An 18,977-nucleotide genomic window follows, 5' to 3' on the forward strand; every position below is an offset into this window, starting at 1 on the left:
CTCCCTTACAAAATGTCACTTTAATGCTTTACCGCAGGCCACATCTGCCTTATTTTGACTAAAACAAAACCCATTAATAAGCAGACTATATGAATAAATAATCAATAATCGTTTACGTAAAACGTGGCCCGACTATTGCTTAGCTTTCTAATAGATTCGCGGCACGACCTCTGAATCGTTCCTATCGAACCGATTTCATCGTCAAGCCATCGTGATTTATCGAAACGTAGTTTATCGAAATTAGTGTCTCATCGAACGAGTACATCTCGAAAGGAGATACATCGCGTCATGACGTATTTCTACTCTCGTTCCTGAACGGAGTATGTAGTCCTCTCATCACAAAAACAGTTCTGCTCAGCAGAACAATAAGCAAGCAGTTTGGAGTCACTTGTGGAAGACGTTACTTTCTGGCAGCTCATCAGTTTTGGTGAACATGGCTGGGGGAAATTATTACTCATCGGGGCAGGAATGACGCTCGCACTAGCGATCGGCGGCTTCCTTCTAGGGGCGGTGATCGGCACGATCGGTGCCTGGTCCAAAATTTGCGGCAATCGCCCCGTGCGCTATCTGGCCGATGGCTACACGACGCTTATCCGTGGCGTCCCCGATCTACTCATCATCTACCTGCTGTATTTCGGCGGCAGCTCTGCGTTAACCCTGCTCGCCAAACTGTTTGGCAGCAATGCGTTCTTTGGCTTTCCCGGCTTCCTCGCCGGGGTAATCGCCGTCGGCATTTCCTCCGGCGCGCAGCAGACGGAAGTCTACCGCGGTGCCTTCTACGCCGTGTCCAAAGGGGAAATTGAGGCCGCCAAAGCCTGCGGTATGCCAACGTTACTGCGCCTGCGCCGCATCATCATCCCGCTCCTGCTGCGTCACGCGATCCCCCCACTCGGCAACGTGTGGCAGTTGGTGCTGAAAACCTCTGCGCTGGTTTCCGTTACCGGCGTCGCTGAACTATTGACGCAGGCGCAAACTGGCGCGGGCTCTACCGGCAAACCGTTTGATTTCTTCATGGCGGCCGCGCTGCTGTATCTGGCTATCTCAATCTGTTCCGGCTGGATTATGCGCCGTGCTGAGTCTCATTATTCCCGGGGTGTGAAACGCTGATGGATTTTCCTTTTCTGTACGAAACGTTTCTGGAGATTATTCCCGGTATCCCGTTAACCCTGCAGTTGGCGGTCAGTTCGGTCTTTCTGGGCTTCTTCCTGGCGCTGGGTTTAGCGTTGATGCAGCTGTCATCCTTTGCCGTACTGCGCTCCATTGCCCGGACCTACGTGCTGTTTTTCCGCGGTACGCCGCTGCTGGTTCAACTGTTCCTGATTTACTACGGGCTGGGGCAATTCACTTGGGTTCGGGAAAGTATGCTTTGGCCATTCCTGCGAGAACCGCACTGGTGTGCCCTGCTATCGCTCAGCCTGTGTACCGGTGCCTATGCCAGTGAAATTATCCGTGGCGGATTGCAGTCCGTTCCGGTTGGCCAGATCGAATCGGCGCGCGCCTGCGGCATGCCGTCGTTCATGATTTTCAAGCGTATCGTTTTTCCGCTGGCCATTCGCCAGGCGCTCCCTGCTTACGGCAACGAGCTGATTTCGATGGTCAAATCGACCTCGCTGGCTTCCATCATCACGCTGATGGAAATCACCGGAATTGCTGCACGTCTCATCGCGGAAACCTACCGTGCGCTCGAAGTGTTCCTGGTCGCCGGCGCTATTTATCTGTTTATTAACCTTATTCTGACACGTTTACTGATGTGGACAGAATTTACGCTTACCCCTCATCTCCGTGCGCCGGGTGCGCAACCGGCAGCGAAAAAAATTAAGAAATTGGGAGATCTGCAATGACGACACCCGCCATTAGCCTGCGCAACATTCATAAAAGTTTCGGCTCTCTGGACGTCCTGAAAGGGATTTCGATTGAGGCCAATCAGGGGGAAGTCATCTCAATTCTGGGATCGTCCGGTTCAGGTAAATCGACGCTGCTGCGCTGTAGCAACCTGCTTGAGCTTCCCGATCAGGGCGAGATTATCGTCGGCGGAGAAGCGATTGAAATGAAGCCAAACCGCAAAGGGCAGAACCGCCCGTCGAACCTCAAGCAGATCGACAGAATTCGTACCCAGTTGGGCATGGTGTTCCAGAATTTTAACCTCTGGTCACACAAGACCGTGCTGGAAAACATCATCGAAGCGCCCGTGCACGTCTTAAAACGTCCACAGGCGGAATGCGTAGAGCACGCCGAGCAGCTGTTAGAGAAAGTCGGCCTGGCGGATAAGCGTCACTACTATCCTGCGCATTTGTCCGGTGGACAACAGCAACGCGCTGCGATTGCCCGTGCGCTCGCGATGGAACCCAAAGTGATGCTGTTTGATGAGCCGACCTCCGCGCTTGACCCAGAGCTGGTCGGCGAAGTGCTGCGCGTCATGCGCACGCTGGCGGACGAAGGGATGACCATGCTGGTCGTGACCCACGAAATGGATTTTGCCCGCGAAGTCTCCAACCGCATCGTCTTCCTCCATCAGGGGGAAATTGAAGAACAGGGAACGCCGGAGCACGTTTTCACTGCCAGCCAGTCGGCTCGCTTCCGGCAATTTATTGCCAGTTGGTAAACACAACCTCGCCACTCTCGTTACTGTGGTGGGAAATAAACAAAATATAACGATATAAAATACCGGGAGAAAAAATAATATGATCAAAGCAAAACTCACACTGCTCGCCTGTTCACTGTGTATGGCAGGAACATTGGCCGCTTCATTCACCGCCTCAGCGGAAGAGAAAAAATGGACGACCGTTCGCATCGCGACCGAAGGCGCTTACCACCCGTATAACTTCACCAAACCAGACGGTACGCTGGATGGTATGGAGATCGAGCTGTACAAAGTGCTGTGTAACAACATGCAGGTGAAATGCGAGATCATGGTTCAGCCCTTCGCCAGCGCGATTCCTGCGCTGAACGCGGGTAAATATGACGCGATCATCGCGGGTATGTCCGCCACGGCAAAACGCCGTGAAGTGATTGATTTCAGCCAGCCGTACACACAGTCAGGGCAGACGTTTGCCGTACTGAAATCCAGTTCACTCGCCAAAGATTTCCCAGACGCGGGTGTGCGTTTCTCTATTGAGCCCGCTGATGAAGCGAAAGCCTTGGCCGAAATTGAGAAACTGAAGCCAATGCTGGAAGGCAAAACCATTGGCGTGCAGTCCGCCTCTATCGCCAGCGCCTTTTTGGATAAATATCTGAAAGGCGTGATGAAAGTACGCGAATATAAAACCACACAGGAACACGATCTGGATCTGAAAGCAGGCCGTGTGGATCTGGTCATCGCTTCTGCGCCTTATCTGAAAAGCACGACGGACAAACCGGGCAATGACAACATCGTGATGCCAGGACCACAGTTCATCGGCGGCATTCTGGGCAGCGGTTCTTCCGTTGGCCTGCGCAAAAGCGACCCTGAGCTGAAAGCCATGTTCGACAAGGCGATCGATCAAGCCAAGCAAGACGGCACCATCCGGAAACTGAGCGAAAAATGGTTCGGCATGGACACCACGCCGCTCTAAGCGTTACCCAACCGCTGAATCGCGTGTCATAGCTGACTGGCTGTGACACGCTCCTCGCCAATGCCATCAAAGAAATCAAACGAGCACACCACGCATGAATGCAACACATAATGAAGGAATGCTGCCGGCCGTTAATCGCCAAACCGTGGAAGAGATCTGCGATTTGATTGCCGCTAAGCGGCAGCAGTTTTGTACGCTGAGCGACGGCATCTGGGATACGCCGGAGCTGAACTACGAAGAGCATCGTTCGGCGGCACAGCACGAAGCCGTCCTGAAAGCAGAAGGCTTCCGCCTAACGAAAGGCATCGCCGACATGCCGACCGCACTGTTGGGTGAATTCGGAGAAGGTTTGCCGATTATCGCCATTCTGGGTGAATACGATGCACTACCGGGCCTGAGCCAGCAGGCGAATGTCGCTGAGCCAAAGCCGTTGGAAAACGGTGGCAACGGCCACGGCTGCGGACATAACCTGCTCGGTACCGCGGCGCTACAGGCTGCGACGGCAGTGAAAGATTATCTGCAAAAGCACGCATTGGCTGGAACCGTACGCTTTTACGGCTGCCCTGCGGAAGAAGGCGGGTCGTCCAAAGGTTTTATGGTTAAGGAAGGCGTTTTTGACGACGTCGATATCGCCCTCTGCTGGCACCCGGCGACCTTCACTGGCGTCAACAGCCCGGTTTCGCTGGCCTGTAACGAACTGAATTTTTACTTCAAAGGTCGTGCGGCTCACGCCGCCAGCAGCCCACATCTGGGACGCAGCGCGCTGGATGCTGTAGAACTGATGAACGTTGGCGTCAACTACATGCGCGAACACATGCCGTCCTCCGCCCGCATCCACTATGCGATTACCGACAGCGGCGGCCACGCCCCGAACGTCGTTCAGGCCAACGCCACCGTGCGTTACCTCGTACGGGCACGTCAGTTGCCAGAACTGCATCAGTTGGTCAAACGCGTGAAGAAAATTGCCGAAGGTGCGGCGCTGATGACGGAAACCGAAGTCAGCAGCGAAGTGATTAGCGGTGATGCCAATCTGCTGGCGAACCCGCCGCTGGAAGCGCGTATGCACGAACATCTGCTGGCGCTCGGCCCGATACCGTTCGATGACGAAGACCGCAAAATGGCAGCGATGTTCCAGACCGCGCTGAGTGCCGAAGACATCGCCGAATCCTACGCACGTTTCGGCGTTAAACCGCAGCCGGGTTTAACGCTGCACGACGGAATTTATCCGCTGTATAGCCCGAATGATGCTTTCATCGGTTCTACGGACGTGGGGACGGTCAGTTGGGTTGTGCCAACCGTGCAGATTCGCAGTGCCACTTACGCCATCGGCACACCAGCGCATTCATGGCAGTTGGTCGCACAGGGGAAAACCGGGGCCGCACACAAAGGCACGGAATACGCAGCCAAAGCAATGGCCTCACTGGCTATCGATCTGCTGGCCACGCCCGAACTGATTGCACAGGCAAAAGCCGACCATCAGGAAAGATTGCAGCAGACACCGTTTGAGAACCCGATTCCAGACAACGTGTTTGCACCTATCCCACAGGGATAAGAGGCCGACTCGAAGGGATTAGATAAGAGTAGCAGGACACCGTCAGGAGAGAGCCTCCTGACGGTAATTGAGACTTACGGACGGGCAACAAAACCGATAGCGTCGTAGACTTTCTTCAGCGTTTCCTGTGCGCGAGCACTCGCTTTGTCAGCCCCTTCACGCATGATCTGTTGCAGGAAAGCCTCATCGTTACGGTAGCGATGATAACGTTCTTGCAGCTCAGACAGCATACCGGATACGGCATCCGCCACCGCGCCTTTCAGGTGACCATACATCTGGCCGTTAAATTCCTGCTCCAGCTCAGGGATGGTTTTTCCCGTCACGCCGGACAGAATATCCAACAGGTTGGATACCCCAGCTTTATTCGCGACATCATAGCGCACGACTGGCGGCTCATCGGAATCCGTCATCGCGCGTTTGATCTTCTTCGCCACCGCTTTCGGATCTTCCAGCAGCCCGATAACGTTATTGCGGTTATCGTCAGACTTGGACATCTTCTTGGTCGGTTCCAGCAGCGACATCACGCGCGCGCCCGATTTCGGAATGAACGGCTCCGGCACTTTGAAAATGTCGCCATACAGGCTGTTGAAGCGCTGCCCGACGTCACGGCTCAGTTCCAGATGCTGTTTCTGATCTTCACCTACTGGCACCTGATTCGTTTGGTACAACAGGATATCCGCCGCCATCAGCACCGGATAACTAAACAGGCCAGCATTGATGTTCTCTTCGTAACGCGCGGATTTATCCTTGAACTGCGTCATGCGGCTCAGTTCGCCGAAATAGGCGTAGCAGTTCAGTATCCAGCTCAGTTGGCTGTGCTCAGGCACGTGCGACTGAACAAAAATGGTGCTCTTTTTCGGATCGATGCCACAGGCCAGATACAGCGCCAGCGTATCCAGCGTCGCTTTTCTCAGCGCCTGCGGATCCTGACGTACCGTGATGGCATGCAAATCCACAATGCAATAGATGCAGTCGTAATCGTCTTGCATGTTGACCCACTGACGTAACGCCCCCATGTAGTTACCAATGGTCAATTCACCAGACGGCTGCGCACCGCTAAATACAATGGGCTTGCTCATACTAAGGGTTCCTGATTGTGTGAAGAAGAATGCCCGATCAGGGGCAAAATATCGGCAAAACGATCCAGAACGACATCCGGCTGACTCAGCTCGATCGCTTCACCATAGTTATAACCATACGTCATGCCGACACTGCGACAGCCCGCCGCCTGTGCCGCCTGAATATCATTGCGGGAATCGCCGACGAACAGAAGCTCGCTGGCACGCAGCCCCAGCTTACCGAGCACCAGATAGAGCGGCGCAGGATGCGGCTTTTTCACAATGACATCGTCGCCACCGATGATCAGCGAAAAATAGTCGCCAATCCCCAGGCCTGCCAAGAGCGGGGCAACGAACGGCGTGGGTTTATTGGTCACCACCGCCATCGGAATGCCCTGCTGCGCCAACTGCGCCAGCGTCTCTTTTACCTGTGGAAACAGCGTGCTACCGCTATCCACCGTCTGCGCATAATAGACATCGAACCGCTCACGGGTTTCTTGCAAGCGTGCACCTGTAGGCTCAACGCCAGCCCAGCGCAGCGCCCGTTCAACCATCACGTCCGCACCGTTACCAATCCAGGTTGCGACACGAGCTTCGCCCGCAGCAGGCAACGACTGCGCCACTAAGGCCTGATCGATCGCCGCCGCCAGACCCGGTGCGCTGTGAATCAGCGTCCCGTCCAAATCAAAAGCTAATCCGCGAACTGCGGTTAATTCAGTCATGTGTCGTCCTTGAAATTTCACTACGCATTTGATCAATGACGGCACGGTAATCTGGATGACCAAAAATCGCCGATCCCGCCACAAACATATCCGCGCCTGCTTCAGCAATTGCGCCGATATTGTCTACTTTTACGCCGCCATCGACTTCCAGTCGAATGTCGTAACCGCTGTCGTCGATCAAGCGACGAACCTGACGCAGTTTATCCAGCGTGCTAGGAATAAAGGACTGGCCGCCAAATCCAGGGTTAACCGACATCAGCAGAATGATATCCAGCTTATCCATGACGTAATCGAGATAACTCAGTGGCGTCGCCGGGTTAAACACCAGCCCAGCCTTGCAGCCGTGATCTTTGATCAGTTGCAGTGAACGATCGAGATGATCCGTGGCTTCGGGATGAAAGGTAATGAAACTGGCTCCCGCATTGGCGAAATCTGGGATGATACGATCGACCGGTTTCACCATCAGGTGGACGTCAATCGGCGCGGTAATGCCGTAATCGCGCAGGGATTTCAGGACCAGCGGGCCAATCGTCAAATTTGGCACATAGTGGTTATCCATAACATCAAAATGGACCACATCCGCCCCGGCAGCCAATACGTTAGCGGTATCTTCACCAAGACGGGCAAAATCAGCCGACAGAATGGACGGCGCGATTAAAAACGGTTTCATTCATTTCTCCAAACGGTAAAGTCTGAATGCCTGCGGGTAACCTATTCCCAGCTAATGACGCCTCTCAGATGACATTAACCGATTCACTGCGCTCTGTTTACCCCACCTGAACACAAAATGGTATTACCGATATAGGGCTAATAACTCGCTTACTTTACTACGCCCTAAAATATTACGACTAATCGTTCTGCGCGCTTTAACAACATACAGCACAGCCTCCTGATACCATTCACGAGTCAGCAAGGTGTCATGATTGGAAATCAGCACGGGAATCTGACTTTCTACTGACAAACGACGCGCTAATTGCGCCAAACTTTGCTGGTCGGCACGACTGAAATTATTCGTGTGATAGGCCGTAAAATTCGCGGTAGCAGACAGCGGCGCATAAGGCGGATCGCAATAAATAACCGACCCTTTCTCTGCTTTTTCCAGCGTGTCCTGATAATGCTCGCAGACGAAAGTGGCATTCTGTGCCTTGAAGGCGAACCAGCGAATCTCTTCTTCAGGAAAATAGGGCTTTTTATAGCGCCCGAAAGGAACATTGAATTCGCCGCGCATGTTGTAACGGCACAGGCCGTTATAACAGTGGCGATTCAAATAGAGAAACAACAACGCGCGCCGATAGGCATCGCTGCAAAGGTTAAATTCTTCACGCAGTAAATAGAATGTCTCAGACGTGTTGACCTCATCCGTAAAAAGTTTACGGGCGTCGGTAACAAACTCATCTGCATTCGATTTAACGATATTGTAGAGATTAATCAGGTCGCTATTAATATCAGCCAATATGTAGCGATCGTATTCCGTATTCAGAAATACGGAACCCGCGCCAACAAAGGGCTCAATGAGACAGTCTCCTGCAGGTAAATAGCGACGAATCTCTTCTACCAGCGGATATTTACCACCAGCCCATTTTAAAAAAGCGCGGTTCTTCTTCATGCCGTCGTTAGTTACTCATACGTTTCAGAGCCGCGGATTGTACTCTGTGTCAGACAGCACATCAGGGCTAAAATTGGTGTTACTTATTTAAGTCCTGCTTCACCTGGCGGATCGGCTTAACCCATGGTTTTTTTGCTTGTACCTCTGCGGGCAACGCGGCAATCGCCTGTTTTGCGTCCGCAGAAGAAGCATAGACTCCGGTCACTAACACATACCAGGATTTTCCGTCTCGTTTCGTTTCATACACCCACGAATGGGCGAGATTATGTTGTTTTGCATAGGCTTTCAGCGTATCCGAGCGTGAAGCACTGCTAAGTTGCAACGTAAAACTGCTAGCAGGCGCATTCTGTACGGAGACATTCTGTCCAGCCGCCGCAGGAGCTGCTTTTGCGGTAGCCGCAGGTTTGCTTGCTACTGGCGCTTTTGGCACGCTGTTCGCAGCAGGCTTAGCGTTACTAGCGTGTGCAGGCGTCGCGTTGTGCGTATTTTTAGCAGATGAGGCCGCTGGCGTTTTTCCCGCCGGAGCAACCGTCGCAGGTGCCGTTGGCAGCGTCGAATTTCCTGTTGCGGCCTGAGAGAATTCGCTAACTCGCCCTTCCTGTTGCGACAGGGCATCGGTGATATTACCCGGCAGCTCGATACGCTGCTGGCCTGCCACCGGCGGTTGGATCTGTGCATCCGTCGGCGTACCGGAAATCGGTGGAGCACTTAATGTCTGAGGCGACGTCGGCGTTTGAGAAGACGCCTGCCCTGGCATTTGACCATGACTGACCTCGCCGGAAACGGCCGCAGGGCTTTCACTCGGTGAGGAAAGCTGCGCGCTCTGGGTCATTGCGGACGAGGAAGAGAGATCGATATTTCGCTCGCCACCCGCTTGATTCTGCGTCTGTGACGTTTGTGGCTGAGAAGGTGCCTGCAAAGCCGATCCAATACCTACGATCAGCAACACCAGCACAACGATCCCGATACCAATCATCAGGTGCTGTCTGGAAAGCGCGATCTTAGGTACCGCGAAGTTGCTGCTTTTCTGCTGACGAGTAGGTCGACGGTCACTGGTATCAGGCTTCAGCTCATCTTCCGGCTTGAACTCATCCATTTAACATCTCCCCACTAAAAAGCTCGAATTCGCCACGCGGTCGCCAAGGCGAATCATTGAATCGTAACGCATTGTATTTTATTAACCATAACCCATCAGGGCGTGTCTGTCGTTAATACTTATCTTTCATAACGGCTCGTCTTTCATAACGGATCGTCTTTCATCACCCGATAGCATTACGCATCAGGCAAGACAATCAGCTATCGAAGCCAACACCATGTCATGCGCGACGCCACCACGGACTTCTGATTGACCAATCGCCGTTGGCAGCACCAAGCGTAACTCACCCGCCAGTACTTTCTTGTCACGCATCATATGAGGAAGATAGGATTCAGGTGTCATTTGCGTCGGGCCGTTTACCGGCAGGCCAGCGCGAATCAGCAAAGACCTGACTCGCTCGACATCATCAGAGGAGAATTGCCCGAGACGACGTGCCGTATGCGCAGCCATCACCATGCCAGCCGCAACCGCTTCGCCGTGAAGCCAGTTACCGTAGCCCATTTCTGCTTCAATGGCATGCCCGTAAGTATGGCCCAAGTTGAGCAACGCCCGCATACCGCTTTCACGTTCATCTGCTGCAACCACCGCCGCTTTAATTTCACAGCAGCGACGAATGCAGTAAGCCAGCGCGTCATGCTCTAGCGCACGCACGGCCTCAATGTTTTCTTCGAGCCAAAGAAAGAAATCGCGATCCAGAATAATGCCGTACTTGATGACTTCCGCCAGCCCAGATGACAATTCCCGTATCGGTAAAGATTTCAGGCAGTCCAGATCGATCACGACCGATACGGGCTGGTAGAACGCCCCGATCATGTTTTTACCCAACGGGTGATTGACGGCGGTTTTACCACCGACGGAGGAATCTACCTGCGATAACAGCGTTGTCGGCACCTGGATAAACCGGACGCCACGCTGATAACTAGCCGCAGCAAAACCGGCTAAATCGCCGATAACACCGCCACCCAAGGCAACAATCGTCGTATCACGACCATGCGGTTTCGCCAACAGCGCGGTAAAAACCTGATCCAATACGGTCAACGATTTGTGCTGCTCGCCGTCAGGTAAAATCACCTGATCGACATGCACGCCGCTGTTTTCCAACACACCACGAACGCGGTCAAGGTACAGAGGAGCCAACGTCTGGTTCGTCACCAGCATGGCCTGCTCCCCCGCTTTCAACGGCATAAAAGAAGCCGAATCATCAAATAATCCAGCGGCTATCGTAATGGGATAACTACGTTCCCCTAGTGTTACGGTAATTCTTTCCATGCGCGTTAAACAACCCGTTCAGGATCCGCTCAATGCGGATAAGGTATGCTCTTAGTTACTTTCCAGCATATTGATAATCTGGTTAGCAACGACCTTGGCACTTTGCTCGTCAGTCCGAATGGTCACATCAGCGATTTCTTCATAAAGCGGGTTCCGCTCTTTCGCCAACGCTTCCAATACTTCACGTGGAGGGGTTTCAACCTGAAGTAACGGACGCTTCTTATCACGCTGCGTGCGGGCCAGTTGTTTCTCGATTGTCGTTTCCAAATAAACGACAACGCCGCGCGCGGAAAGACGATTGCGCGTCTCACGTGATTTGACTGAGCCACCGCCTGTCGCCAGTACGATGCCTTGCTTTTCCGTCAATTCATTAATGACTTTCTCTTCACGATCGCGGAAGCCTTCTTCGCCTTCCACATCGAATACCCAGCCCACATCAGCCCCAGTGCGTCGCTCAATTTCTTGATCGGAGTCGAAAAACTCCATATTGAGTTGTTGAGCTAACTGACGGCCAATAGTGCTTTTGCCGGCACCCATAGGCCCAACCAGAAAGATATTGCGTTTCTCTGCCATGTTTTTTGGTATTACTAAGACAATTCGTTAATGATAACCCGCCCCGCCAATTAACCCAGCGGCGGGACCTAAACTGAAACCTCATGAGCGATAGTGCGAGAATCAGACAAAAAATTATCTCAAGACTCAGGGTAGTTTGGCAACCGAATAAAATGTCACACCGGCCACAGGTGGCCAATGTAGTATGTTTTATCGACATTTTCGGTGGAACAACACTTCAGTGCTCAATTCGCTAACCCTTGTAAGCTAAATCCGCCGCAGCGTCAAACTCATAAGCGACGAACGTGACAAAATATTGCGCCCAATCCGAAAAAAAAACACCGTATAACATCAGAGCCTGCCTGGGTTTACTCATGATGACGCGGGTATCAGCGTCGGCGTAATGAAAATGACCAATTCTCGTCGCGTATGCTGCTGAGTATGGTTTCTGAACAGATGACCAAATACGGGAACCTCACCCAATATTGGCACCTGTCTGTCACTGTTCTTTTTTTGCTGCTGGAAAATGCCGCCTAAAACGATGGTTTCACCATCAGCGACTGTCACCTGGGTTTGGATTTCCTGTTTATCGATCGCTAACGCTTCGCCATTATCGCCCTGCTTAATCGTCTGTCCCGGCATGTTTTGGCTAATTTTCAGGTTCAGCGTAATCCGTCCGGCAGGCAGAATGTCCGGCGTAACTTCCATCCCTAATACCGCTTCTTTGAACTCGATAGACGTCGATCCGCTGGCACCGCTGGAAACCTGGTACGGAATTTCCGTGCCTTGTTTAATACTGGCGGTCTGCTGGTGCGCAGTAAACAAGCGAGGGCTAGCGATAATCTCGACCTGACTTTCCTGTTCCAGCGCCATTAACTCCAGATCCAGCAGGCGGCCATTCAGTCGCGCCAAATGGAACCCAGCATTGATCGTCGGCGTGTCCACTGGTAGGCCAACGTTAAAATGATTCAGCCTGAGCGCCTTGCTCGCCGCATCCCCTTCTCCCAGCCCCCAGTTCACGCCCAGCGCCTGCAGGTGCTCGCTGCTGATGGTGACGATATGCGCCGCCAACTGTACCTGCGCTAACGGTAGATCGAGTTCCTTCACCCACGGTTCGAGCTGTGCCAAAGCCTCTTCCGTATCGCGAATCAATAAAGTATTCGTCCGTTTATCCACGGTTACGCTGCCACGTGTAGAAAGCAGCGTCCCACGTTGAGCCAGAACACTGGCCACCACGTCCGTTGCATCAGCATACTGCAACGCCACAGAGATATTATGCAGCGGCAATTTCTGCGCCTGTTCCGCTGTGTGTTCGTCCCGCTCTTTCTGCAAGGACTCAAGGTGCCCGGCAGGGAAAACCATCAGTACGTTACCGTTACGCTCGACGCTAAGTTTCCCCATGCGTAACACAATATCCAGTGCCTGCTGCCAGGGAATATCTGCCAGCCTCAGGCTAAGGTTCCCCGTCACCCCCGGCGCGATCACCACATTGAGTTGCTGGTGATCCGCTAACGCCTGTAGCACTCGCGATATCGGTGAGTCTTCAAACGCCATCGATACCGAACTTTCCGCACTGACCTGAAACGGCGCGGCGAGAAGAAATAACCCGCTCCACGCCACCACTCGACATAACATCTTCATATTCATAACCTTCCTTGTTATCGAGATATGCTGTTGCCAGCGTTTTTTTCAAAGAACGATTGTCCAAAGACTGCGTTCAAAATACGTGTCACCAGAAAAACCTCGCCTATTCCGTAGGCTTAGTGATAAACGGAGAAACCAGCAGCAGGCTATCTGGCAGGCCATCACAGCCAGCCTCACGTGCTGTCGGGACAAATTTGGCCCCTGATTTATCCAATTGGCTGACGAGCCAGTACCCCGGAGGGACCGTTTCACCACTTGTCAGCTTGATCCAACCAACCTCAGGCTGTGCTAGCCAACCAATCCAGCGATCGCCAGAGCCAATCACGCCTTTTAGCTGCCACGGTGGCAATGTCGCGGAGGGCAGACAGCGCGCAGCAGCCAGAGGCTGAAAAGGGTCGATGCGTTCTGCAAGTTTTTCTGCCTGCACGCTATGGGGTACGAAGAGCAGCATCAATGCGATACAACGTGTTATATGACTCATGGCATTCCCTCCGGTCTGACTAGCGATAGCTCAACCTGTAACCGTGGTATTTCTGACGGCGACTCCGTTGGAACGGCATCAGGCTTTATGGTCAGTTGCGTTATCCGCAGCACATAAGGTAGCGCCGCTAGCTCACGCAGCACCTGCAACACGCCCGTGTAGTTCGCGCTAAATACCAGTTGCCAACGTTCCTGATGGGGCACTCCCGCATGAGGCAGCGCGGGCTGCCACGATAGAAGCGAAGCCCCTGCCTGCGACAGAGGCTCGACGATAAGCAGTGCCAGCCTGTCAGGCTGAAAGGGATCGTTTTGCACAGCTTTCTCCGCTAATTGCTCGCGTAGCACCGACAGTAACGGCATCGCATCGAGCTTTTGTTGGACGTCCTGTCTATCCAGACGCGCCTGAATGATTTGCTTTTCTATGCCAATCACGGCCCTACGAGCTTCACCGATGAGGAACCAACCAGATAGCAGCCCGGCAGTGGCGACAAACGCCAGTTGAAGCGCCAACTGCTGCCAGAGCGGTTTATTCACTAGCCCAGGCTGATTCAGCACGACGTCAGTCAAAACCGATGGATTAATCATGGACTTCCTCCTGCAAGGAAGCGCTTGTATCGCGCCAGTTGGCCTGAAAGGAAAAGCGCAGTTGGGTATTCACACCACGCTCTCGGGACGTATGCAGCAACTGCACACTCTCAACAGAAACATGACGTGACAACATTCGTTGTAACGTAATGATATCGTGATAGTTTTCACTTAAACCGGATAGCAGCAGATGCGATCCGCGGTCAGCGATTTCCGTCAGCCACAGACGCGCGGGCATCATGCCTGCAAGCTGATCTAACAGATGGAGATTACGACGATTGTCATACTGGACTATCGCCTCAGCGCGTTCCTGTTCCAGATAGCGACGCAGCGCTTCCCGCGCCTGATGCGTTTGCTGATACCGCGCCGTCAGTTGCTGCTGTTGGGCCAGCACCGCATTGAGTTCATCCTGCGCGCGTTGCTGTCTGTGCTGCCAAAACAGATAGCTCGCGGCGATAAGGCATAGCATCACCCCCGTCTGTAGCCACAGCAACCCTAACCAACGACGTGCACGCTGGCGCATCTGGGTTTTACGCCAAGGTAAAAGATTAATCAGCAGCATAGTCAGGCATCCTCAGGACGCAATACCAACCCACCTGCAATCGCAAAAGCCGAGGCGAAACTCGGCAGCGGCGGCTGCCTATGGTTAAACACCGTTAACGGCGACCACGGCTGTAATACGTTGGTCTGCTGGCGGGGTAAATCGGGCGAGACGCTAGAGTAATAGGCTATGTGATCAACATCATGCTGATAGCGAGTGCTTACAACTGATAAGATATCCGCCTCGTCATTCAGTTCATCAAGGTGTATCACGCCCGAGTGAAAAGCGTGGTTCACCGGGGAAACCCACAGCCAGCTATCCAACAGCCGATGCAGAAGCAGACGGTTAGCGTCAAGCTCAGCTCGCTGCGCTATCGCCCGAAGCGCACAGGTTGAAACCTCAAGCACATCGGGGTGTAGTCCCGCACTATTCAGACATGCCAGCCATTTATCGATCTCCTGTCGACGTGCGGCGGTCACTAGCAGCGTCCCCTGCCTCTGCGGGTCTTCCCGATAGTCGATCGCCAGCGATTCGCTACCGATCGGCAGCTTACGCGCCGCTAGGGTTTCGATGTAGAGGCTACGCTCCGGTTCCTGTAAACGCCGGTCAGGCATCGGTAAATGCTGCTGTAAAATCAGTTGAGCAGGAAACCCCACCCGTAGCGAAATGTGTCCAGGCAGTAAACAACGCCATGTTCGCAAGGCCTCACAAAGCGCCTCAGTATGGTGTAGACTACCCGTGCGCAAGGTGTCGTCGGGTAGCGGATATTGCCACCAGTGACGAAGCTGCCAGCCATCGCGGCGGCGTTGAACCGCCAGTGCGCGCATGAAGCCGTTTTGTATATCTACTCCAACCTGCCAGATGTGATAAGCCATGTTCAACCCGATTTCCTTATCCAATAAACGTATCCACAGTGCTGGCTTACCTTTATACTAGCGCCCGATTGTTTATAAACTGTCCAAACGCTACTGAATGGAAAATCCCAGGTGAAGTTCGTAAAGTATCTATTCATCCTTGCAGTCTCTTGCATTCTGCTGGGAGCTGCCTCGATATACGGTTTGTTCCGTTATATCGAACCCCAACTGCCCGATGTCGCCACGCTGAAAGACGTGCGACTGCAAACGCCTATGCAGGTCTACAGCGCCGATGGCGAACTGATCGCTCAGTTTGGTGAAAAGCGCCGTATCCCGCTCAAGCTGGACCAGATTCCCCCTGAATTGGTACACGCTTTTATCGCGACCGAAGATAGCCGCTTCTATGATCACCACGGTGTCGATCCCGTCGGGATCATCCGTGCCGCATCCATCGCGCTCACATCAGGTCACGCCTCTCAAGGGGCGAGTACCATTACGCAACAGCTCGCCAGGAACTTCTTCCTGAGCCCAGAACGCACCCTGATTCGTAAGATCAAGGAAGTGTTTCTGGCTATCCGTATTGAGCAGTTGCTGACCAAGGATGAAATCCTTGAGCTCTATCTGAACAAGATTTACCTCGGCTATCGCGCCTATGGCGTTGGCGCGTCGGCACAGGTGTACTTTGGCCGCCCAGTTGACCAGTTGACGCTGAGCGAAATGGCGATGATCGCCGGTCTGCCGAAAGCGCCATCGACGTTCAACCCGCTCTATTCCTACGACCGTGCCGTTGCCCGTCGCAACGTCGTCCTTGCACGTATGAAGGATGAAAATTACATCACGCAGTCGCAATACGATGCGGCACGTAACGAAAAGCTGGTCGCGAATTATCACGCACCGGATATTTCGTTCTCCGCACCGTATGTCGCAGAAATGGCACGACAGGAGATGGTCAAACGCTATGGCGAAGATGCTTATAACGACGGTTATAAGGTCTACACGACGGTCACCAAAAAATTGCAAACCGCCGCACAGGATGCGCTGCGTAATAACATCCTCGCCTATGACATGCGCCACGGTTACCGCGGCCCGAGCAAAGTGCTATGGAAAGTCGGTGAAGGCGTCTGGGATCAGGCGAAGATGATTGCCGCCCTGAAAGCGTTGCCGGTCTACGGCCCACTCTATCCGGCCATCGTCACCAGCACTACGGCTGACAACGCGATTGCGATCCTGTCTGACGGCAGCAATATTGCCCTGCCGATGGCGGGCATGCGCTGGGCACGTGCATACCGTTCCGATACGCAGCAAGGGCCGACACCGAAGCGCGTCACAGACGTTGTACAAGCAGGCCAGCAGGTCTGGGTACGTAAAGTGAACGATGATTGGTGGCTGGCACAGGTGCCGGACGTCAACTCTGCGATTGTCTCACTTAACCCGAAAAACGGTGCGATAGAAGCACTGGTTGGCGGTTTTGACTTTAACCAAAGCAAATTCAACCGTGCGACGCAGGCACTGCGCCAGATTGGTTCCAACATCAAACCGTTCCTGTACACCGCTGCGATGGACAAAGGTTTAACGCTGGCAACGATTCTGAACGACGTCCCGATCACCCGTTGGGATGCAGGTGCAGGATCTGACTGGCGGCCGAAAAACTCCCCAGCAACCTATGATGGCCCGATCCGTTTGCGTCAGGGGCTGGGTCAATCCAAAAACGTGGTGATGGTGCGTGCCATGCGCGCAATGGGCGTGGACTATGCAGCGGATTACCTGCAACGCTTCGGTTTCCCAGCGCAGAATATCGTCCATACTGAATCGCTGGCGCTGGGTGCCGCCTCGTTTACGCCGCTACAGGTCGTACGTGGCTATGCCGTCATGGCAAACGGCGGCTATCTGGTCGATCCCTATCTGATCAGTAAGATAGAGAGCGAGGCAGGCGGCACGGTATTTACCGCTACACCGAAAGTGGTCTGTGATACCTGTAATCTCCCGCTGGTCTACGGTGAAACACCGCGTTCTCCGGTATTAGCGACTACTAACGTTGAAGATGTTGCCACGTCAAACGAAGCACCGCCGTTAAGCTTGCCGCAGCCAGAACTGGAGCCTGTCACACCAGAGGCTGCACAGCAAAACGCCGCACAACCTTACGCACCGCACGTGATCAACACGCCGCTGGCATTCCTGATTAAAGACGCGCTGAACAGCAACGTCTTTGGCGAACCGGGCTGGATGGGGACGGGTTGGCGCGCGGGTCGTGAGTTGAAACGTCGTGATATCGGCGGTAAAACCGGCACAACGAACAGTTCCAAAGACGCTTGGTTCTCCGGTTATGGCCCGAATCTGGTGACGTCGGTCTGGATTGGCTTCGACGATCACCGCCGCGATCTGGGTGCCAGCAGCGCATCTGGCGTCATCAAAGATCAGATCTCCGGCTATGAAGGCGGTGCGAAATCAGCGCAGCCTGCGTGGGATGATTTCATGAAAGCCGCGCTGGATGGCGTACCGGAACAACCGCTGACGCCGCCAGCAGGCATCGTCAGTGTCGTCATCGACCGCAGCAGCGGCAAGCTGTCTAACGGTGGCGGGAACAGCCGTTCCGAATACTTTATTGACGGAACGCAGCCGAAAGAATACGAAGTGCATGAAGTCGGCACTACGTTGATGGATAACGGACAAAGCGAAGAATTATTCTAGCCAGCGTTCGATAGCGTTACACATACAAAGAAGGCACCAGAAACGGTGCTTTCTTTATTTGGCTATGATGAATCAGGAAATTAGCGAGGTGTGCGACGCAGCCAGTCGTGGGCCAGAAACAGCGCGCTGACATTACGCGCTTCGCGGAAATCAGGCTCTTGCAGCAGCGACATCATGTCATCTATCAGCCAGCGGACTTGCGGCATCGGCTCCGGCTCATCGCCTTCCAGACTCTGCGGATACAGCCCACGCGCCACAACGATATTCATCTGGCTGGAAAAATAGGAGGGAGCCATCGTTAACGTCGCCAGCAACTCCAGTTTTTCCGCCCCAAAACCGACTTCTTCCATTAGCTCGCGGTTAGCGGCTTCGAAAACCGTTTCGCCGGGATCGATCAGCCCTTTGGGAAAGCCCAGTTCGTATTCCTCAATGCCGACGGCGTATTCACGGATCAACAACAGTTCATCATCGATGATCGGAACGACCATCACCGCCTGTCGGCCGCTTGAACGCATCCGCTCATAAACCCGGCGAACCCCGTTGCTAAATTCAAGATCAACGGATTCCACAGTGAACAAGCGCGAACGCGCTACCGTTTCTACCTTGAGGATTTTAGGTTTTTTCAGGTGATGACTCATTGATGCCCCCAGAGAGTTACGACCAGAACGGCACCTTAGCCCAACTCGCACAGAGAGGTTACGTTTACCGCGACCTGAATACGGCATGCCGTTGAATAAGAAGAGATCGACAATATTCTTTTTTGATCCTGTTCACATTGT

General features: G+C 53.5%; 19 protein-coding genes. 6 read left to right on the forward strand and 13 right to left on the reverse strand.

Annotated features, from left to right (window positions below; translation table 11 throughout):
- Positions 1-390: 390 nt before the first annotated feature.
- The 5 genes from IG609_RS18330 to IG609_RS18350 all read left to right on the forward strand — a co-directional run bounded on the left by IG609_RS18330 (position 391) and on the right by IG609_RS18350 (position 5,103).
- Positions 391-1,107 carry an ABC transporter permease gene (locus IG609_RS18330; RefSeq protein ID WP_116186186.1) on the forward strand — a complete coding sequence of 239 codons (717 nt, stop codon included), beginning with the start codon at positions 391-393 and terminating at the stop codon, positions 1,105-1,107.
- Positions 1,107-1,841 carry an ABC transporter permease gene (locus IG609_RS18335; RefSeq protein ID WP_010277633.1) on the forward strand — a complete coding sequence of 245 codons (735 nt, stop codon included), beginning with the start codon at positions 1,107-1,109 and terminating at the stop codon, positions 1,839-1,841. Before IG609_RS18330 ends, IG609_RS18335 begins: the two co-directional genes overlap by 1 nt.
- The gene (locus IG609_RS18340; protein WP_010277637.1) at positions 1,838-2,602 is read left to right on the forward strand and encodes an ABC transporter ATP-binding protein; all 765 of its coding nucleotides are present in this window, start codon (positions 1,838-1,840) and stop codon (positions 2,600-2,602) included. The genes IG609_RS18335 and IG609_RS18340 overlap by 4 nt, the downstream gene beginning before the upstream one ends.
- A 79-nt stretch (positions 2,603-2,681) precedes the next feature.
- Entirely contained in the window at positions 2,682-3,551 is an 870-nt protein-coding gene (locus IG609_RS18345; protein ID WP_193400808.1) for a transporter substrate-binding domain-containing protein, read from the forward strand.
- 94 nt (positions 3,552-3,645) lie between these two features.
- Positions 3,646-5,103 carry a M20 family metallopeptidase gene (locus IG609_RS18350; RefSeq protein WP_193398039.1) on the forward strand — a complete coding sequence of 486 codons (1,458 nt, stop codon included), beginning with the start codon at positions 3,646-3,648 and terminating at the stop codon, positions 5,101-5,103.
- 74 nt (positions 5,104-5,177) lie between these two features.
- Here IG609_RS18350 and trpS read toward each other — a convergent pair whose 3' ends face one another.
- The 12 genes from trpS to pilM all read right to left on the reverse strand — a co-directional run bounded on the left by trpS (position 5,178) and on the right by pilM (position 15,531).
- A complete protein-coding gene (gene trpS, locus IG609_RS18355; protein ID WP_193398040.1) occupies positions 5,178-6,182 on the reverse strand; it encodes a tryptophan--tRNA ligase in 1,005 nt (334 codons plus the stop codon).
- Positions 6,179-6,883: a phosphoglycolate phosphatase gene (locus IG609_RS18360; RefSeq protein ID WP_039288665.1), complete on the reverse strand. Its 705-nt coding sequence runs from the start codon at positions 6,881-6,883 to the stop codon at positions 6,179-6,181. The genes trpS and IG609_RS18360 overlap by 4 nt, the downstream gene beginning before the upstream one ends.
- Positions 6,876-7,553 carry a ribulose-phosphate 3-epimerase gene (gene rpe / locus IG609_RS18365; protein WP_010277661.1) on the reverse strand — a complete coding sequence of 226 codons (678 nt, stop codon included), beginning with the start codon at positions 7,551-7,553 and terminating at the stop codon, positions 6,876-6,878. Before rpe ends, IG609_RS18360 begins: the two co-directional genes overlap by 8 nt.
- A 123-nt stretch (positions 7,554-7,676) precedes the next feature.
- Positions 7,677-8,489 (reverse strand): adenine-specific DNA-methyltransferase, encoded by an 813-nt coding sequence (gene dam, locus IG609_RS18370; RefSeq protein ID WP_129708484.1) that lies wholly within the window; start codon positions 8,487-8,489, stop codon positions 7,677-7,679.
- A 79-nt stretch (positions 8,490-8,568) separates the two neighbouring features.
- Entirely contained in the window at positions 8,569-9,585 is a 1,017-nt protein-coding gene (locus IG609_RS18375; protein ID WP_193398041.1) for an SPOR domain-containing protein, read from the reverse strand.
- A 183-nt stretch (positions 9,586-9,768) separates the two neighbouring features.
- The gene (gene aroB, locus IG609_RS18380; RefSeq protein WP_193400806.1) at positions 9,769-10,854 is read right to left on the reverse strand and encodes a 3-dehydroquinate synthase; all 1,086 of its coding nucleotides are present in this window, start codon (positions 10,852-10,854) and stop codon (positions 9,769-9,771) included.
- Positions 10,855-10,905: 51 nt separating this feature from the next.
- Positions 10,906-11,427 carry a shikimate kinase AroK gene (gene aroK / locus IG609_RS18385; RefSeq protein ID WP_005969451.1) on the reverse strand — a complete coding sequence of 174 codons (522 nt, stop codon included), beginning with the start codon at positions 11,425-11,427 and terminating at the stop codon, positions 10,906-10,908.
- Between the two features lie 351 nt (positions 11,428-11,778).
- Positions 11,779-13,053, reverse strand: a complete 1,275-nt coding sequence (gene hofQ, locus IG609_RS18390) for a DNA uptake porin HofQ (protein WP_193400805.1) — start codon at positions 13,051-13,053, stop codon at positions 11,779-11,781.
- Between the two features lie 100 nt (positions 13,054-13,153).
- The gene (locus IG609_RS18395) at positions 13,154-13,531 is read right to left on the reverse strand and encodes a DNA utilization family protein (RefSeq protein WP_193398043.1); all 378 of its coding nucleotides are present in this window, start codon (positions 13,529-13,531) and stop codon (positions 13,154-13,156) included.
- Positions 13,528-14,115, reverse strand: coding sequence for a hypothetical protein (locus IG609_RS18400; protein ID WP_193398044.1), 588 nt, complete (start codon positions 14,113-14,115; stop codon positions 13,528-13,530). Before IG609_RS18400 ends, IG609_RS18395 begins: the two co-directional genes overlap by 4 nt.
- Positions 14,108-14,677 (reverse strand): PilN domain-containing protein, encoded by a 570-nt coding sequence (locus IG609_RS18405; RefSeq protein WP_193398045.1) that lies wholly within the window; start codon positions 14,675-14,677, stop codon positions 14,108-14,110. The genes IG609_RS18400 and IG609_RS18405 overlap by 8 nt, the downstream gene beginning before the upstream one ends.
- 2 nt (positions 14,678-14,679) lie before the next feature.
- Complete coding sequence (gene pilM / locus IG609_RS18410) at positions 14,680-15,531, reverse strand: type IV pilus biogenesis protein PilM (protein ID WP_193398046.1); 852 nt, start codon at positions 15,529-15,531, stop codon at positions 14,680-14,682.
- Positions 15,532-15,642: 111 nt separating this feature from the next.
- On the opposite strand from pilM, the gene mrcA reads away from it, so the two are divergent.
- The gene (mrcA, locus tag IG609_RS18415; protein WP_193398047.1) at positions 15,643-18,198 is read left to right on the forward strand and encodes a peptidoglycan glycosyltransferase/peptidoglycan DD-transpeptidase MrcA; all 2,556 of its coding nucleotides are present in this window, start codon (positions 15,643-15,645) and stop codon (positions 18,196-18,198) included.
- Between the two features lie 80 nt (positions 18,199-18,278).
- Here mrcA and nudE read toward each other — a convergent pair whose 3' ends face one another.
- Positions 18,279-18,836: an ADP compounds hydrolase NudE gene (gene nudE, locus IG609_RS18420; RefSeq protein ID WP_193398048.1), complete on the reverse strand. Its 558-nt coding sequence runs from the start codon at positions 18,834-18,836 to the stop codon at positions 18,279-18,281.
- Positions 18,837-18,977 lie beyond the last annotated feature (141 nt).

The organism is Pectobacterium quasiaquaticum (genome assembly GCF_014946775.2).
Lineage (GTDB): Bacteria > Pseudomonadota > Gammaproteobacteria > Enterobacterales > Enterobacteriaceae > Pectobacterium > Pectobacterium aquaticum.

What these genes read in the sequence shown, in the direction of transcription:
- rpe (WP_010277661.1), bottom strand. Translation starts at nt 7,553, where the DNA reads ATGAAACCGTTTTTAATCGCGCCGTCCATTCTGTCGGCTGATTTTGCC.
- trpS (WP_193398040.1), bottom strand. Translation starts at nt 6,182, where the DNA reads ATGAGCAAGCCCATTGTATTTAGCGGTGCGCAGCCGTCTGGTGAATTG.
- IG609_RS18360 (WP_039288665.1), bottom strand. Translation starts at nt 6,883, where the DNA reads ATGACTGAATTAACCGCAGTTCGCGGATTAGCTTTTGATTTGGACGGG.
- hofQ (WP_193400805.1), bottom strand. Translation starts at nt 13,053, where the DNA reads ATGAATATGAAGATGTTATGTCGAGTGGTGGCGTGGAGCGGGTTATTT.
- IG609_RS18405 (WP_193398045.1), bottom strand. Translation starts at nt 14,677, where the DNA reads ATGCTGCTGATTAATCTTTTACCTTGGCGTAAAACCCAGATGCGCCAG.
- IG609_RS18375 (WP_193398041.1), bottom strand. Translation starts at nt 9,585, where the DNA reads ATGGATGAGTTCAAGCCGGAAGATGAGCTGAAGCCTGATACCAGTGAC.
- aroK (WP_005969451.1), bottom strand. Translation starts at nt 11,427, where the DNA reads ATGGCAGAGAAACGCAATATCTTTCTGGTTGGGCCTATGGGTGCCGGC.
- IG609_RS18400 (WP_193398044.1), bottom strand. Translation starts at nt 14,115, where the DNA reads ATGATTAATCCATCGGTTTTGACTGACGTCGTGCTGAATCAGCCTGGG.
- IG609_RS18335 (WP_010277633.1), top strand. Translation starts at nt 1,107, where the DNA reads ATGGATTTTCCTTTTCTGTACGAAACGTTTCTGGAGATTATTCCCGGT.
- pilM (WP_193398046.1), bottom strand. Translation starts at nt 15,531, where the DNA reads ATGGCTTATCACATCTGGCAGGTTGGAGTAGATATACAAAACGGCTTC.
- IG609_RS18395 (WP_193398043.1), bottom strand. Translation starts at nt 13,531, where the DNA reads ATGAGTCATATAACACGTTGTATCGCATTGATGCTGCTCTTCGTACCC.
- IG609_RS18350 (WP_193398039.1), top strand. Translation starts at nt 3,646, where the DNA reads ATGAATGCAACACATAATGAAGGAATGCTGCCGGCCGTTAATCGCCAA.
- dam (WP_129708484.1), bottom strand. Translation starts at nt 8,489, where the DNA reads ATGAAGAAGAACCGCGCTTTTTTAAAATGGGCTGGTGGTAAATATCCG.
- IG609_RS18340 (WP_010277637.1), top strand. Translation starts at nt 1,838, where the DNA reads ATGACGACACCCGCCATTAGCCTGCGCAACATTCATAAAAGTTTCGGC.
- nudE (WP_193398048.1), bottom strand. Translation starts at nt 18,836, where the DNA reads ATGAGTCATCACCTGAAAAAACCTAAAATCCTCAAGGTAGAAACGGTA.
- aroB (WP_193400806.1), bottom strand. Translation starts at nt 10,854, where the DNA reads ATGGAAAGAATTACCGTAACACTAGGGGAACGTAGTTATCCCATTACG.
- IG609_RS18345 (WP_193400808.1), top strand. Translation starts at nt 2,682, where the DNA reads ATGATCAAAGCAAAACTCACACTGCTCGCCTGTTCACTGTGTATGGCA.